General features: G+C 34.7%; 17 protein-coding genes. 13 read left to right on the plus strand and 4 right to left on the minus strand.

Annotation, left to right across the window (positions count from 1 at the left end; all coding sequences use genetic code 11):
• Positions 1-133 precede the first annotated feature (133 nt).
• From J3U00_RS01965 to J3U00_RS01980, 4 genes are all read left to right on the plus strand, one after another.
• Positions 134-826, plus strand: coding sequence for a DUF2884 family protein (locus tag J3U00_RS01965; protein ID WP_267331345.1), 693 nt, complete (start codon positions 134-136; stop codon positions 824-826).
• A gap of 63 nt (positions 827-889) precedes the next feature.
• A complete protein-coding gene (folD, locus tag J3U00_RS01970; RefSeq protein WP_267331346.1) occupies positions 890-1741 on the plus strand; it encodes a bifunctional methylenetetrahydrofolate dehydrogenase/methenyltetrahydrofolate cyclohydrolase FolD in 852 nt (283 codons plus the stop codon).
• Between the two features lie 67 nt (positions 1742-1808).
• Positions 1809-2300, plus strand: a complete 492-nt coding sequence (ppiB, locus tag J3U00_RS01975; RefSeq protein WP_065562573.1) for a peptidylprolyl isomerase B — start codon at positions 1809-1811, stop codon at positions 2298-2300.
• Positions 2293-3045 (plus strand): UDP-2,3-diacylglucosamine diphosphatase, encoded by a 753-nt coding sequence (locus J3U00_RS01980; RefSeq protein WP_267331347.1) that lies wholly within the window; start codon positions 2293-2295, stop codon positions 3043-3045. The genes ppiB and J3U00_RS01980 overlap by 8 nt, the downstream gene beginning before the upstream one ends.
• On the opposite strand, the gene modC is transcribed toward J3U00_RS01980, so the two are convergent.
• The 3 genes from modC to modA are packed head-to-tail and all read right to left on the minus strand — an operon-like array spanning position 3024 to position 5152.
• A complete protein-coding gene (gene modC, locus J3U00_RS01985) occupies positions 3024-3704 on the minus strand; it encodes a molybdenum ABC transporter ATP-binding protein (protein ID WP_267331348.1) in 681 nt (226 codons plus the stop codon). The two genes, J3U00_RS01980 and modC, sit on opposite strands and share 22 nt — an antisense overlap.
• 5 nt (positions 3705-3709) lie before the next feature.
• The gene (gene modB / locus J3U00_RS01990; RefSeq protein WP_065562570.1) at positions 3710-4399 is read right to left on the minus strand and encodes a molybdate ABC transporter permease subunit; all 690 of its coding nucleotides are present in this window, start codon (positions 4397-4399) and stop codon (positions 3710-3712) included.
• Positions 4400-4411: 12 nt separating this feature from the next.
• A complete protein-coding gene (gene modA, locus J3U00_RS01995) occupies positions 4412-5152 on the minus strand; it encodes a molybdate ABC transporter substrate-binding protein (protein ID WP_218058406.1) in 741 nt (246 codons plus the stop codon).
• A 208-nt stretch (positions 5153-5360) separates the two neighbouring features.
• Here modA and J3U00_RS02000 point away from each other — a divergent pair, with 208 nt between their 5' ends.
• The 9 genes from J3U00_RS02000 to amtB all read left to right on the plus strand — a co-directional run bounded on the left by J3U00_RS02000 (position 5361) and on the right by amtB (position 15475).
• On the plus strand, positions 5361-6137 hold the full coding sequence (locus J3U00_RS02000) for a TOBE domain-containing protein (protein ID WP_267331349.1): 777 nt from the start codon (positions 5361-5363) through the stop codon (positions 6135-6137).
• Between the two features lie 15 nt (positions 6138-6152).
• Entirely contained in the window at positions 6153-7613 is a 1461-nt protein-coding gene (modF, locus tag J3U00_RS02005) for a molybdate ABC transporter ATP-binding protein ModF (RefSeq protein WP_267331350.1), read from the plus strand.
• Between the two features lie 396 nt (positions 7614-8009).
• Positions 8010-10013, plus strand: coding sequence for an excinuclease ABC subunit UvrB (uvrB, locus tag J3U00_RS02010; RefSeq protein WP_065562566.1), 2004 nt, complete (start codon positions 8010-8012; stop codon positions 10011-10013).
• A 24-nt stretch (positions 10014-10037) separates the two neighbouring features.
• A complete protein-coding gene (locus J3U00_RS02015; RefSeq protein ID WP_267330200.1) occupies positions 10038-10388 on the plus strand; it encodes a RidA family protein in 351 nt (116 codons plus the stop codon).
• Positions 10389-10540: 152 nt separating this feature from the next.
• Positions 10541-11041, plus strand: coding sequence for a 5-(carboxyamino)imidazole ribonucleotide mutase (gene purE / locus J3U00_RS02020; protein WP_065562564.1), 501 nt, complete (start codon positions 10541-10543; stop codon positions 11039-11041).
• A gap of 7 nt (positions 11042-11048) precedes the next feature.
• Positions 11049-12107, plus strand: coding sequence for a 5-(carboxyamino)imidazole ribonucleotide synthase (gene purK / locus J3U00_RS02025; protein ID WP_416379868.1), 1059 nt, complete (start codon positions 11049-11051; stop codon positions 12105-12107).
• A 24-nt stretch (positions 12108-12131) separates the two neighbouring features.
• Positions 12132-13610 carry a dGTPase gene (dgt, locus tag J3U00_RS02030; RefSeq protein ID WP_267331352.1) on the plus strand — a complete coding sequence of 493 codons (1479 nt, stop codon included), beginning with the start codon at positions 12132-12134 and terminating at the stop codon, positions 13608-13610.
• 225 nt (positions 13611-13835) lie between these two features.
• The gene (gene glnK, locus J3U00_RS02035) at positions 13836-14174 is read left to right on the plus strand and encodes a P-II family nitrogen regulator (protein ID WP_065562562.1); all 339 of its coding nucleotides are present in this window, start codon (positions 13836-13838) and stop codon (positions 14172-14174) included.
• Positions 14175-14194: 20 nt separating this feature from the next.
• A complete protein-coding gene (gene amtB / locus J3U00_RS02040) occupies positions 14195-15475 on the plus strand; it encodes an ammonium transporter AmtB (protein ID WP_065734595.1) in 1281 nt (426 codons plus the stop codon).
• Positions 15476-15557: 82 nt separating this feature from the next.
• Here the strand turns inward: amtB and J3U00_RS02045 are convergent, their stop codons facing one another.
• Positions 15558-16028 carry a hypothetical protein gene (locus J3U00_RS02045; RefSeq protein ID WP_065562560.1) on the minus strand — a complete coding sequence of 157 codons (471 nt, stop codon included), beginning with the start codon at positions 16026-16028 and terminating at the stop codon, positions 15558-15560.
• Positions 16029-16196: the final 168 nt, after the last annotated feature.

Raw genomic sequence — 16196 nt, forward strand, 5'->3', positions numbered from 1 at the left:
AATGATTAATTGATTATTTTATAGCTTTTTTTATTAAAAAAGTTGAGGAACGGGGTTTTTTAATTCTTTAAATTGATGCTAATTTGATATTACTCGCTATAATTTAAATTTCAACCATTAAATGGATGTCAAAATGCTAAAAAAATTAATAGTTATTTTTTCATTAACCTTATCAATAACAGTGTTTGCGGCACAAAAAGAGTGTGCTGTAAAACCCAATTACGATATAGTGATAAATAAAGACAACATCCAAATCGTAAATAAGTCGAATGATTTATCGATCAAGAATGATGGCAAAGTAATACTTAATAAGAAAACAATATCAGCTAGCCCTCAATTACGTAAAAATCTCAATGAATTTCAAAAAAGTCTAAGATCACAATTACCACAACTAGAACAACAATCATTAGATTTATTATTGGAAGTAAAAGTTGCTTTCGATCTAGCAATAACAAGAAAATTAAGTGATGACCGAGAACTACATGGCGAATTAAATAAATTATATAAACGATTAGTTAAATTGCTACATCGTTCAATTATTACTGAAAATGGAACAACAAAATTTTATTACCAAAACTTTAATAAATTAAAAAAAGATGGACAAGATATCGGCGAACGTATTTTTTATAATGTTGTGGGGGGAAGTATTTTAGAATTTAACTTCTTTAAAAACTTCGGTGCCATCAAAGATATCTCAAAAAATGAATGGAAAGCTCAAAAACCTAAACTTAAAGCATTCGATTCACATATTTGTTCGGTAATTACTGATATAGACAAACAATATCAACAGATTTTAACAGAACTTAGTCAATCAACCGATAAGTGAATAGACAATAATAAAAACTTTTGCGAGAATACCCCATTCATTGGGTAAAAGAAGTAATCGCTTATGACTGCAAAAATAATTGATGGTAAAGCGTTAGCGCAGCAAATACGTAACGAAATAGCCAAAAAGGTAAAATCCCGGACTGAACAAGGTTTATCTGTTCCAGGGCTAGCTGTTATACAAGTTGGCTCTGATCCCGCTTCTAAAATTTATGTTAAAAATAAGCAAAAAGCTTGTGACGATGTCGGCTTTGCTTCTTTTGCTTATGATTATCCATCTTCAACCACTGAGGCATTATTAGCGTTGATCGATGAATTAAATCAACGAGCTGATGTTCATGGCATCTTAGTTCAGCTTCCATTACCAGATAACATTGATAAGACAAAAGTGTTAGAGCGTATCGATCCTCGTAAAGATGTTGATGGTTTTCATCCTTATAATATTGGTCATTTATTACAACGCGATCCGATATTACGCCCATGCACGCCGTATGGTGTTGTTAAAATGTTAGAATCAACTGGCATTAATTTATCTGGCTTAAACGCAACAGTTGTAGGTGCATCGAGCATTGTTGGACGTCCTATGGCGTTAGAATTATTGTTATTAGGTTGTACCACAACGATTACTCATAGCAGAACTATTGATTTAGAAAAGCATGTTCGTAATGCTGATATTGTTGTTGCGGGTGTTGGAATCCCTAACTATGTTAAGGGAGAATGGATCAAACCTGGTGCTATCGTAATTGATGTTGGAATTAACCGTTTACCTGATGGCAAACTTGTTGGAGATGTAGAATTCGATATTGCTAGCCAACATGCCGGTTGGATCACACCTGTACCTGGTGGAGTAGGGCCAATGACGGTTGCAATGCTAATGAGTAATACATTAGAGGCATGTGAAAGATTAAGCGAGTAAGTCTAAGATAATAGACAGATTTGTATTATGATTTTTATGAATTAAAAAATGAAAATAAGGACATCTTATGATTATATTTCATACTTCTTTAGGTGATATTAAGATCAATACTTTTGATGATAAAGCTCCTGAAACAGTCAAAAATTTTGTTGAATATTGTAAAGAAGGTTTCTATGACAACACTATATTCCATCGAGTGATTAATAATTTTATGATTCAAGGTGGTGGATTTGAACCAGGTATGAAACAGAAAAAAACTAAGGCTCCAATCAAAAATGAGGCTGCTAATGGTCTAAAAAATAGTCGTGGTACTTTAGCTATGGCACGTACAAGTGATCCTCATTCCGCGACGGCTCAATTCTTTATTAATGTCGTTGATAATGATTATTTAAATTATCGTTCTTCTGATATTAATGGTTTTGGTTACTGCGTATTTGCAGAAGTTGTGGATGGCATGGATGTTGTCGATAAGATCAAAGCCGTTAAAACTGGCCGTAATGGAATGCATTCTGATGTGCCAGTTGAAGATGTCGTGATTAAGAGTGTAACGGTTGAATAATCCTGTTCGCTTTTTTATCGCAGATATTCACCTCGGTGAAAACGAGCCTGCTGCACATCATTTTGATATTACAGTAGGCTTTTTGTCATTTCTTAAACAATTACCTAATGGCTGTGAACTCTATATTCTAGGGGATTTGTTTGACTATTGGGTGGGGGATGATGTTGATTCAACACTACACAAACAGATTTCGGATGCTTTAAATGAGTTATCCTCAAAGCAAATTAAAAAGTTTTTTGTCCACGGTAATCGTGATTTTCTGATTGGTAAAGACTATGCTAAACGATGTGATATGACCTTACTAGGCGATATTAATTGTTTAGTCAATCAGGATAAAAATATTGTTTTCTTACATGGCGACCTGCTTTGTATTGATGATCATCAATACCAAAAATTCCGAAAAATCATGCATAAAAAGTGGCTACAAAAGTTATTTTTATTCTTACCATTATTTATTCGATTAAAAATTGCGACGAAATTACGAAAAGAGAGTAGTCAGCATAATCAAATAAAATCAGAAACGATCATGGATGTAAATCCACAAGCAGTGATTGATACGATGATTGAGAATAATGCCAATATAATGGTTCATGGCCATACTCATAAACCTGCAACCCATCATCTAACCATTAATGGTGAATCAGTAACCAGAATAGTATTAGGTGCTTGGCATGATGGTGTTTCATATATAAAACAAGAAGAGAATAGTACTACATTAAAGCTTTATAGCCAGTCTTTCAAATAGTTACTTTGTAATATTTGTTCTGTCGTATCAAAGTCTATTAATTTCCCCTGTTCTAACACGGCTACATGCTGAGCAATACGTTTGACTTCATTAATATTATGGGTGACATAGATAATAGGTATGTTCAAGTCACTCACTAGTTTATTAATATAGCTTAATAACTCCTTTTTACGGGGCATATCTAAAGCGGATAAAGGTTCATCCATCAATAATAATTTGGGGTTGGTTAATAAAGCTCGACCAATGGCAACTCGCTGTTTTTCACCACCTGACAGCATCGCTGGATAACGATCAAGTAGTGAACCAATATTGAGCACATTGACAATATCATCAAATTTTTCTGTATTTAACGATTGTGCCCCATAAGTTAAATTTTTGATTACTTTATAATGAGGAAAAAGTAGTGCATCTTGAAAAACAGTACCAATTTGTCTTTTCTCTGGTGTGACAAAAATATGTTTTTCTGTATCGACTAAACTATCTTGTTTTAAATTGATATAACCATTATCAGGTTTGATTAAACCATTAATAAGGTTGATAAGTGTTGATTTTCCCGAACCAGAAACCCCTAAAACAGCAGTCACACCTTGGCAGTTAATTTCATGTTTAAATTCGAAAACAAACGAGGCAAGTTTTTTGCTTACATTGATATTTAACATTATTGCTATCCTGTTAATTTCTTTTTATGCCAACGATTTAGCATCTCTGAAACGAATAAGGCAACTAAAGATAAAATGATCGAAACAATACAAAGTCGTAATGCTCCTGACTCGCCATCTGGGGTTTGTAATAAGGTGTACATTGCTAATGGAAGGGTGCGTGTTTCTCCTTGAATGTTTGATACAAAGGTAATTGTCGCGCCAAATTCACCTAAGCAACGAGCAAAACCGAGCACGACTCCCATTAAAATCCCAGGGAAAGCTAATGGTAACGTGACAGTCATAAAGACTCGAAATGGTTTAGCACCTAAAGTTCGAGCTACATTTTCTAAACGTGAATCTATCGATTCAATTGCTAATCGAATCGATCGAACCATAAGCGGGAACGCAACCACAGCAGAAGCTAAAGCTGCACCTTGCCAATTGAAGCTAAAGCTTAAATGAAAATATTTATCTAACCATTCGCCAATAAAGCCATGGCGACCCATTGTTAAGAGTAGAAGATAGCCTAATACTACTGGAGGCAACACTAAAGGCAAATGGACAATGCTATCAAATAGTGATTTACCGATAAATTGACATCTTGCTAAAATCCAAGCTGTCAACACACCTATTGGAAGGCTAAAGACAATTGCTGCTCCTGCTATTTTCAAGCTTAACAGCAATGTTTGCCATTCATACTCAGTTAACATCATCTTGTTTAATTTCTATTCAGTTATAAAACCATATTTTTGGAAAATCTTTTTGGCAGTTTCAGAACTTAAATATTGATAAAATTCTTTTGCTTCAGGTTTAAGTAATGTGATCGGATATTCAATTGGCGTAAATGTCTCAGCTGGAAAGCTACCAATAATTTTCACTTTATCACTTACTTTCGCATCAGTACTGTAAACAATACCTAATGCAGCTTCATTACGCTCAACTAACATTAATGCATCACGAACATTACTTGCTGGCGCCATTTGAGGCAATAATTTATCAAATACGCCTAAATTGGTTAAAGATTCCTTAGCATAAAGCCCTGCAGGTACATGGTCAGGATCACCAACAGCTAACCTTTCTCCTTTTGGTAAAATGGCTTGCCAATCAGTATTTGCATTAATTTCTACCTTTTCTAATTTAGATTGTTTTGGAGCAATCAATACTAATCCATTTTTTAACAAATTCTGTTTATCTGTTGCAACTTTGTGTTCAATAAGATAATTCATCCACTTTTGGTCAGCAGACATAAATATATCAGCAGGTGCCCCTTGTTCAATTTGTTTGGCTAATACAGAAGATGAAGCAAATGAGAAAACAATTTCTGCATCTTTGTAAGAAGTTGCAATATCTTGCATTGCATTAGTAAGTGATGCTGCTGCAAATACCGTAATTTTTTGGGTGGCAGATGTTGTTAAACTGACGAGTAACGTTACTATAAATAGTGATACACCAATGATTCTACGCATTTTATTCCTCACATTCGTTATATAATGAACTATATAGCGATGCTATCAAAATTTATTAATAAAGTACAATCAAACTTTAAGCAGTACACTATTTTTATCCTTTACGAATATGGCTAAGGACATTTTTTGAAGGAAAAGAAAAAAACGTCTACAATAGATTTACTTTTTTATTGAAAGTAGCTTGTTTATTCAATTAAGGCATAAAGTAATGCTGTCACCAGAAATATTATTAACTTTAAACATAAATCAGCAATTATTTACTGATCCCAGACGAATTGCCTTATTAAAAGCAATAGAACTAACTGGCTCACTAACCCAAGCGGCTAAGAAAGTCGGTATTAGCTATAAAACTGCTTGGGATGCGATAAACGAAATCAATCAGTTATCACCAAAACCTTTTTTAATAACAGCAACGGGTGGTAAAAATGGTGGAGGCACAAAACTTAGCGCTTATGCGATAAGGTTTATTCAGCTTTATGATCTCTTAACTCAACTCCAATATAATGCTTTTAATATTCTAAATGACGACAATATTCCTCTTGATGATATATTAAAAATAACCGCTAAATTATCATTACAGACTAGCGCCCGTAATCAAATCTATGGCAATGTTTCGAGCATTGAAACTAACAATATAGCTGGGTTTGTAAAAGTAAAATTAAATGATAACCAAACTGAATTAAAAGCTTATATAACTCAACAAAGTATTGCGCGTTTAAAATTGAATATTGATAAAACTGTTCTTTTATTGATTAAAGCACCTTTGATTGAATTGAATGATTTAAATGAAAATCAATTGAGAGTTAAAGTTGAAAAAATAGTGAGCGATGGTCAATTATCTGAGATCTCATTTTCATTACCTTCCGGTCTAATGCTTTATGCTAATAAATCAACCAGTGAAATTAATCATCTAAAATTAACCGAAGGCCAAAAAACTACCATATCCATCCATCCCCAGAACATTATTGTTGCCACATTAGTCTAGCAATTTGAGGTATTTATGTTACAAATTGAAAATGCAGTATATAAAATAAGTGATTTCAACGTTTTTAAAATTGAATCATTGACTATCAATAGTGGTGACATTGTCGCTTTTGTAGGTCGAAATGGCTCGGGCAAGTCGGTATTGGCTAAAGCATTAGCTGGTAATCAACCGTTATTGTCGGGTAAAGTTATCAATCAATTTAAATCAATAGCGCATATCTCATTTGAGCAACTTCAAAAAATAATAGATGATGAATGGAAACGCAATAATACCGATATGCTTAGTGACAACGAAGATGATACTGGATTAACTACAGTAGAAATTATTCAAGAAGTTAATCAAGATGCCGAACTTTGCGAACATTTAGCCCGACAATTTGGTATTGAACATCTGTTAGATCGTCGCTTTAAATATCTCTCAACCGGTGAAACACGCAAAACATTGATATGTCGCACATTAATGAGTCGACCGGAACTGCTAATTTTAGATGAACCGTTTGATGGTTTAGATGTTGCATCTCGAGCAAACCTAGCTGAAAAACTTAAACAACTCGCTGAAAAAAATATTACGATTGTAATGGTGTTGAATCGTTTTAATGAAATCCCAATATTTGTAAAAAATATTGGAATACTTGCTAACTGCCAGCTATTGAAATTTGGTCCCAAAGACACCATATTAAATGACGTAGCCATCAAGCAACTTGCGAATTTAGAACAGCTATCAAACTTTACTTTACCCGAACCGGATGAAACACCCATTCAACTACCCGATACATTAGACCGTATTATATTAAATAATGGTCATGTTCAATATGATGGAAAGTCAATTATTAATGGACTTAGTTTGTTGGTAAAAGCGAATGAAAATTGGCAGATCATTGGTCCAAATGGTGCAGGTAAATCGACATTATTAAGTCTAATAACTGGCGATCATCCTCAGGGTTATAGTAATGATTTGACGCTATTTGGGCGAAAACGAGGGTCTGGCGAAACAATATGGGATATTAAACGTCATATTGGTTATGTCAGTAGTAGTTTTCACCTTGACTATCGAGTTAGCTTAAGTGTGGAAAATGTATTGGTATCGGGGTACTTTGATTCAATTGGGGTCTACCAAGCGATTAGTGATAAACAAGCAAAGTTAGTTAAGCAATGGTTACAATTACTAGATTTGACTGGTTTAGCCGATAAACCCTTTCAATCATTATCTTGGGGACAACAGCGATTAGTATTGATAGCGAGAGCTTTAGTGAAACATCCAACATTACTTATCTTAGATGAACCGCTACAAGGACTGGATCATCTAAATAGAGAACTAGTAAAAAATTGGATTGATAATTTAATCGATAAAGGTCGTACACAATTATTGTTTGTTTCACATCATGCAGAAGATGCACCAAAATGCATCACTCATCGATTAACTTTTGTGCCAAATGATACTGTTGGCTATCAATATAAAATTGAGCGTATCAAATAATGGATTAGTTATAAACTATTAAAATGAGACTTAAAAATAGAAATAATCAATAAAAAAACTTTTTTTTAGTGGCGTTTTTTTAAGCTAAAAATTCAAAAAAGTCTATATTGATTATACTTAGCAAGTTATCCCCGTTACCTGTGGATAAGTCTGTGAATAGTTAATTGAAAAGTGTGCTAACTTCAATGTCTATCAGGTTTTTATTTAATTTGATTACAACTTAGCCATGATTTTAATAATTATTATTAATCATAGCATTACGATAAATCAAGGTATAGTTTTAATAATGTCTTAACAAACTTTTAACTTAACTGAACAAAAAATATAACATTTTTAAAGGTCAAGTGTTTTTGGGGATAATTTTTATTAATAGGTGAAATTTTAGGTTGCGATGTAATGAGAAAATTTAAACTATGTTCTGATTTTAAACCAGCAGGTGATCAGCCGGTAGCAATTGATCGTATAAATCAAAATCTTGATGATGGAATTGCGCATCAAACATTATTAGGAGTAACAGGATCTGGTAAAACTTTTACCATGGCTAATGTTATTGCAAAGCATAATCGCCCAACAATTATTTTAGCGCCTAATAAGACTTTGGCTGCTCAACTATATGGTGAAATGAAAGCGTTCTTTCCGGATAATGCGGTGGAATATTTCGTCTCTTATTATGATTATTATCAGCCAGAATCTTATGTTCCGTCTACAGACACATTTATAGAGAAAGATGCATCGATTAACGAGCACATTGAACAAATGAGACTATCGGCAACCAAATCATTATTAGAACGCCGTGATGTTGTTATCGTTGCTTCGGTATCGGCTATTTATGGTTTAGGTGCACCTGAAACTTACATGTCAATGATATTACATTTGGCAAGAGGGACGATTACTGACCAACGCGCAGTATTAACGCGCTTAGCAGAATTACAATATACACGTAATGAAATTGGCTTTAGTCGCGGTACTTTTCGTGTTCGTGGCGATGTGATTGATATATTTCCAGCTGATTCAGATGAACATGCAGTGCGTGTTGAGCTTTTTGATGATGAAGTTGAAAGAATAGTCATATTTGATCCATTAACAGGTAATGCAATTAATGAAGTACCACGTATTACTATTTATCCAAAAACACACTATGTCACACCAAGAAATATCATGGATGACGCAATTGTTGAAATTAAGCAAGAGCTTCAAGAACGCCAAAGAGTATTGTTGGACAATAATCGTCTACTAGAAGAGCAACGATTAACTCAACGCACACTATTTGATATTGAGATGATGACAGAGCTTGGTTATTGTTCTGGGATAGAAAACTATTCTCGTTATTTAGCAGGACGAAATGCCGGCGATCCGCCAGCAACACTATTTGATTATTTACCTGCTGATGGCTTATTGTTTATTGATGAATCGCATGTAGCAATCCCACAATTGGGTGCAATGTATAATGGTGATAGATCGCGAAAACTTAATCTGGTTGAATACGGTTTTCGATTACCTTCGGCTTTAGATAATAGACCATTAAAATTTACAGAATTTGAAAATATCATGCCACAAACAATTTATGTTTCGGCAACACCTGCTAAATATGAAATTGAAAAATCAGCAGGTGAAATCATCGAACAAGTGGTAAGACCTACAGGATTATTAGATCCAATCATCGAAGTTAGGCCTGTGGCTACTCAAGTTGATGATCTTTTGTCTGAAATTAAATTACGCATAAACCAAGACGAACGCGTTCTTGTGACAACATTGACTAAGCGAATGGCTGAGAATTTGACAGACTATTTATCAGAACATAATGTCAATGTTAAATATTTGCATTCTGATATTAACACTGTTGAACGAATGGAAATTATTCGCGACTTGCGTTTAGGTAAGATTGATGTATTAGTTGGTATTAACTTACTTCGAGAAGGATTAGATATCCCAGAAGTATCATTAGTCGCAATTTTAGATGCTGACCGAGAAGGATTTCTACGTTCAGAAAGCTCATTAATTCAGACCGTGGGACGCGCAGCTCGAAATGTTAATGGTAAAGCAATATTATATGCTGATAAAATTACGCCAGCAATGCAACTCACTATTGATGAAACTGCAAGGCGTCGTAAAAAACAGGAAGATTTCAATCAGGAACATGGAATTACACCAAAATCAGTGCGTAAAGAAATCAAAGATATCTTAGATGCAGGTTTAAGCACTAAAAAATCAACGGCTAAAATTCAAGCATTTGAACAAGGTGGTCAGTATAATTATGTTTCAATAAAAGAAGTTCAGGCAAGAGTTAAAGAACTTGAAGCCATGATGTACGAAGCTGCTCAGAATCTTGAATTTGAAAAAGCAGGTGTATTACGTGATGAGATTAAAAAATTGCGTTCGGATTTTATAAAGGTATCTTAATAAATAGTCTTTAAGGAAAATATAATGACAATAACACGAATAGATCCTGCGGAAAGGTGGTCAGAAGCAGTAATTCATAACAATGTAATTTACTATACTAGTGTTCCAACTGATTTGAGTGATGATGCTTATATACAAACTAAAAGTGCATTAGCTGAAATAGATCACATCTTGGCTAGAGCAAATAGTGATAAAACTCGCATTCTTGATGCGACACTATTTTTAGTAAACAAAAACGATTTTTCTGCCATGAACAAAGCATGGGACGAATGGGTAGCAAAAGGAAAAGCGCCTGTTCGTTGTACCGTTAATGCAGGGTTAATGAAAAAAGAGTATTTAATTGAAATAAAAATTGTTGCGGCAGTGAGTCCGTAATATACAGATAATTATCCGTCATAATCTTGGCGGATATTCTCAATCTGATAATTTAACTTATTGATAATCAACCTTACTTCTTGCTAGCCCATTCATTTAATTTTAGTGTATACTTTGAACACTTAATATTTTATATCTTCCTATAAACGTTTATGCATACTCAACCTAAAATTGCCATTGTAATGGGCTCGAAAAGTGATTGGAGTACCATGCAACATGCTGCGGATATCTTAGATACTTTAACCATTGCTTATCATGTCGAAATTGTTTCTGCACACCGAACACCTGATAAATTGTTTGAATTTGCGCAAAATGCCAAATCACGAGGTTTTGATGTGATCATAGCTGGAGCAGGTGGGGCTGCGCATTTACCTGGTATGTTAGCGGCGAAAACACTAGTACCAGTGTTAGGTGTTCCAGTTCAAAGTGCAGCGCTTAGTGGTATTGACAGCCTTTATTCTATCGTACAAATGCCTAAAGGTATTCCTGTTGGAACTTTAGCTATAGGTAAAGCTGGAGCGGCAAATGCAGCTTTATTAGCTGCACAAATTCTGGCATTGCATAACCCAGAGATCTATCTACGTTTATCAAATTGGCGATTGAGTCAAACTGATGAAGTTTTGAATAATCCTGATCCGAGAGTCGATATTTAATATGACAATGCAATCTGTTTGTGTTTTAGGAAATGGCCAGCTAGGACGAATGCTTAGACAGGCTGGTGAACCTTTAGGAATCCATGTCTATCCAGTTGGCTTGGATGTTGATCCTGCAACCATCCCTTACCAAAGTTCAGTCATTACTGCTGAAATTGAGCGTTGGCCCGAAACAACGTTTACTCAACTCTTAGCGAGCCACCCCCACTTCATTAATCGAGATGTATTTCCAATAATAGCAGATCGTTTAAGTCAAAAGCAGTTACTTGATGAGCTTAATTTACCTACGGCTAAATGGTACCCGCTTAATAATGAAGATGATTGGCCGAATTTATATAAAAATTTGGGTGATTTATTAATCGTTAAACGTCGAACAGGTGGCTATGATGGTCGAGGCCAATGGCGCATAACTGCTCACGATTCGATTCCAGACGATGTTTATCAACATGCTATTGTTGAACAAGCCATTCCTTTTGAAGAAGAGCTATCACTAGTTGGTGCCAGAAATGCTAAAGGCGAAACTGTCTTTTATCCCTTAACAAATAATCTCCATCAAGATGGCATTTTAAAAATGAGTGTTGCCATTCCTAGTAAAAGTAATACATTGCAGAATAAAGCTGAACAGATGCTTTCAAGCATCATGCATAAACTCAATTATGTAGGCGTTATGGCGATGGAATGTTTTGTTATTGGGGATAACTTACTAATTAATGAATTAGCGCCAAGAGTACATAATAGCGGACATTGGACCCAAAATGGGGCATCTATTAGCCAATTCGAATTACACTTAAGGGCAATTTTAGGACTACCAATGCCTAAACCGGATGTTTTTTGCCCATCGGTCATGGTGAATTTGATTGGAACAGATTTTAATCTCAAATGGTTATCAGTTGATTTAGCGCATCTACACTGGTATGAAAAAGAAGTAAGAGCAGGGCGAAAAGTTGGACACATCAACCTAACTCATAACGATAGCCCAAAATTAATTGAAGTATTAAACCAATTATCCTTTTTATTACCAGCGGAATATAGTCAACCAATAGCATGGGCAAAACAAAAATTATAGCTGATTAAATCAAGGGACTGCGATATGATCGACTTTAGTAAAAAAATTAATTATCAGCGATATGCAAGTAAACCGCGTGAAGCATTTGATGATTACTCGGTTTTACGCTTTTTCGAAAGTGATCGTGGTCGCATCCTTAATTCTGCTGCCATTAGGCGTTTACAACAAAAAACACAAGTATTTCCATTAGAGCGTAATTCTGTCGTTCGAACACGCCTTACTCATTCACTGGAAGTACAACAAGTTGGTCGTTATATTGTAAAAGAGATTATTTATCGACTTAATAAATCTGGACAATTAAAGGCTTTTGGCCTTGAAAATTCAGTTATGTCAATTGAAAGCCTAGTTGAAATGGCTTGCTTAATGCATGATATAGGTAATCCACCATTTGGTCACTTTGGTGAAGCGGCAATCAATCATTGGTTTGGTATGCGTTTAGGTATAGATAAAACGTCATGCTACTCAGTGCTTAATATTCAGGATACTGATGATAAATCAACTCAATCATTAAAATTAAAAATACGCCAAGATCTCTCTAATTTTGAGGGTAATGCACAAGCAATTCGATTAGTTCATACGATTTTACGACTTAATTTAACTTACTCGCAAATTGCGTCAATTCTTAAATATTCGAAACCAGCTTATTGGTCTGATCCTATACCTGATGAATTTAATTACTTAATGAAAAAACCAGGGTATTATCTATCCGAAGAGTCTTTTATTAAAACACTTTCGGAACAACTTGATATCCAACCTTTCCATCGTTATCCGCTCACTTATATTATGGAAGCAGCAGATGATATTTCCTACTGTATCGCCGATCTTGAAGATGCTGTAGAAAAGAAAATTTTAACTGTTCAGCAGCTTTATCATTATTTAAAAGAAGCATGGGGACCCGTTAAAAAAGGTGATTTATTTGATGAAGTTGTGAATCGCCCTTATGAAAATTTGAAAAAGAATGAATTTGAAGCGATAGGTATCGACCAGTTTTTTATGTATTTGCGTGTAAATACCATTGGTCAACTCGTACCTCATGCAGCTGAACGATTTATCGAAAACATCGAAGCAATTTATCATGGTTCCTTTAATCATGCTCTACTTGAAGATCATGGTGCGGAATATAAATTGCTTAGTATCTTCAAAACAGTTGGCTTTGAACACATCTTTAACCATGAAACGGTTGAAAATATCGAACTGCAAGGTTACCGAATCATTACTGGATTGCTAGAGATCTACAGCCCACTTTTAGCTATGCCTACTGATGATTTTATAAAATTAGTCAAAACAGGTAATCACAAAAAATATCCTATCGAAACTCGGTTGTATCACAAACTATCAGCAAAACATTGCGTAGCTTATCAACAAGCACTTGAGCAGATAGGCAATCAACACTTTGATTGTTGGGAATTTTACTATCGTTGTCGTTTAATTCAGGATTATATCAGCGGTATGACCGACCATTTTGCTTATGATGAGTATCGAAAATTAATGGTAACATTCTAATTTGGCACATTTAAAACAGCACCAAAAATAAGCACAAGCACCATATTAGTGCGACAATGAGACTATTTTTCGCTTCAAAAACCCCGTTCCTCAACTTTTTTTTAAATAGCAACTAATAACCTTTACTCATTTTAAGTATTTCACAATATTAATCACCCTCTTTTTAATTTTTGGCACGCCCTTTGCATTAACTTTAATAAGATTAATAGTTATAAGGAGTAATGGATGAAATTTGTCACTGTAGTTATTAAGCCTTTTAAATTAGAAGAGGTTAGGGAATCACTATCCAATATAGGTGTTACTGGTTTAACTGTTACTGAAGTTAAAGGTTTTGGCCGACAAAAAGGTCACGCCGAACTGTACCGAGGCGCTGAATACAATGTTAACTTTTTACCAAAAGTAAAAATAGAGTTAGCCATTAGCGATGAATTACTTGATGAAGTCATTAACACCATTACAAAAGCTGCGTATACCGGAAAAATAGGCGATGGCAAAATATTTGTTACGCCATTAGAACACGTAGTTCGAATTCGTACCGGCGAGACTGATGAGTCAGCACTATAACTATCAATAAGGATATCATTATGTTGAAGAAAATTATTCTCTCTTTAAGTTTAGTTTTAGCCAGTCCAGTCTTTGCCGACGAAGTGGAAATTGCGGATAAAGCCGATAATGGTTTTATGATGATTTGTACTGCATTAGTGTTATTTATGTCTGTGCCTGGTATCGCATTTTTTTATGGCGGATTATTACGATCTAAAAATGTGCTATCCATGTTATCGCAAGTCTTAGTCACCTTTTCTTTAATTGCTGTATTATGGATTACTTATGGGTATTCATTAGCATTTGGTGAAGGTAACTGGTTTTTCGGCAATTTTGAGCAATTCTTATTGGTTAATGTTGGTATTACTGATATTTCAGGTTCGATTTACGAACTAATTTGGATTGCATTCCAAGGTTCATTTGCTTGTATTACTTGTTGTTTGATCTTAGGTGCGTTTGCTGAAAGAGTCCGTTTTTCAGCTGTCCTTATCTTTATGGTGTTATGGTTTACTTTTTCCTATATTCCAATGGCACATATGGTATGGGGTGGTGGTATCCTTGGTGATGAAGGTGCATTGGATTTCGCTGGCGGAACCGTTGTGCACATCAATGCAGCTGTTGCCGGTCTATTAGGTGCTTATATGCTTAAAAGCCGTATTGGCTATAACCGTGAACCATTAAAACCATTCAACCTACCTTATGTTTATTTAGGGGCCGCAATATTATATATTGGTTGGTTTGGATTCAATGCAGGATCATCAACACACGCTGACGAAATCGCTGGACTAGCCTTCATCAATACCGTAGCTGCAACAGCCGCAGCCGTACTCGCCTGGACCATTGCCGAATGGATACTACGTGGCAAACCATCATGTTTAGGTGCTGCATCGGGTGTAATAGCTGGATTAGTTGGTGTAACACCTGCTGCTGGCTTTGTTGGTGTTGGTGGAGCAATGTTAATTGGGCTTGCTTGTGGTTTTGCAGGAGTATGGGGCGTATCATCTTTAAAAAGAGTCTTAAAAGTAGATGATACTTGCGACGTATTTGGCGTTCATGGCGTGTGTGGTATTGTTGGCTGTATATTAACTGGAGTATTTACCTCCGAATCACTGGGTGGTATAGGCTTTGCCGAAGGCGTTACTATGGCTAGTCAAGTTGGCATACAATTAATGAGTGTGATTACCTGTGTAATTTGGACTGCAATTATTGCCTTCATTGCTTATAAAATCGCTGATATTACAGTTGGTTTACGTGTTTCAGAAGAATATGAACGTGAAGGACTTGATATTAACAGTCACGGAGAAAGCGCATTTAATAGTTAATATATAAAACTATAAATAAAAAAAATCTACAGTATGTTACTACTGTAGATTTTTAGCTTATTAATTATTGTTAAGTTTTTTTCTAGTCATCCCAAAGCATAATTGCATTATCTTCGGTTAAGACTAAAGGTGGAGCAAAAAGGTACTCTTTAAATTTAGTTGGTAATAGTTGAACATTATTTAAATTAAGTTGTATTTCTGGGTAAAATTTGGCAAATTCTTTTAAACGATCACTAAGTAATTCCATAACTTTATTGGACTCTTTGGCAATTAACATCTCTTCTTTTAACATGCCAATCTGTTTTTTATGGTGTTCTGATTCAAATATTTCAGGGAAAATAAATGAAAAACCTGATTTCTTATTAGTGTCATTATGATGTTCCCTGTATTCAGAATGGTGTAGCTTTAACTCCTTGATACGTAAACCAATAATTTCGTCGATGTGATCGGTATAATCATTTAATGTTGAATCTAAATAAGCTAAAGTTTTGTGTTCAGGAATAGCATCATTACTGTGCACTAAGGTAAATAATGGCTTTTTATATGTCTTCATTCTGTAACTTCCTTTTTAATTCAGGGTAAAAATAGAACAATAAATTTGATAATAAACACTCATTGCCAAGGTATATCTGTATATCTGTATAACTTTATGTTTATAAATAAAAATCAATTAAGATTTTTAAAATACTGCTATTTACTACTGACTATTAAAACTTGTGGT

It is taken from the genome of Gilliamella sp. B3127 (assembly GCF_026536935.1).
Taxonomy (GTDB): Bacteria; Pseudomonadota; Gammaproteobacteria; order Enterobacterales; family Orbaceae; genus Gilliamella; species Gilliamella apicola_E.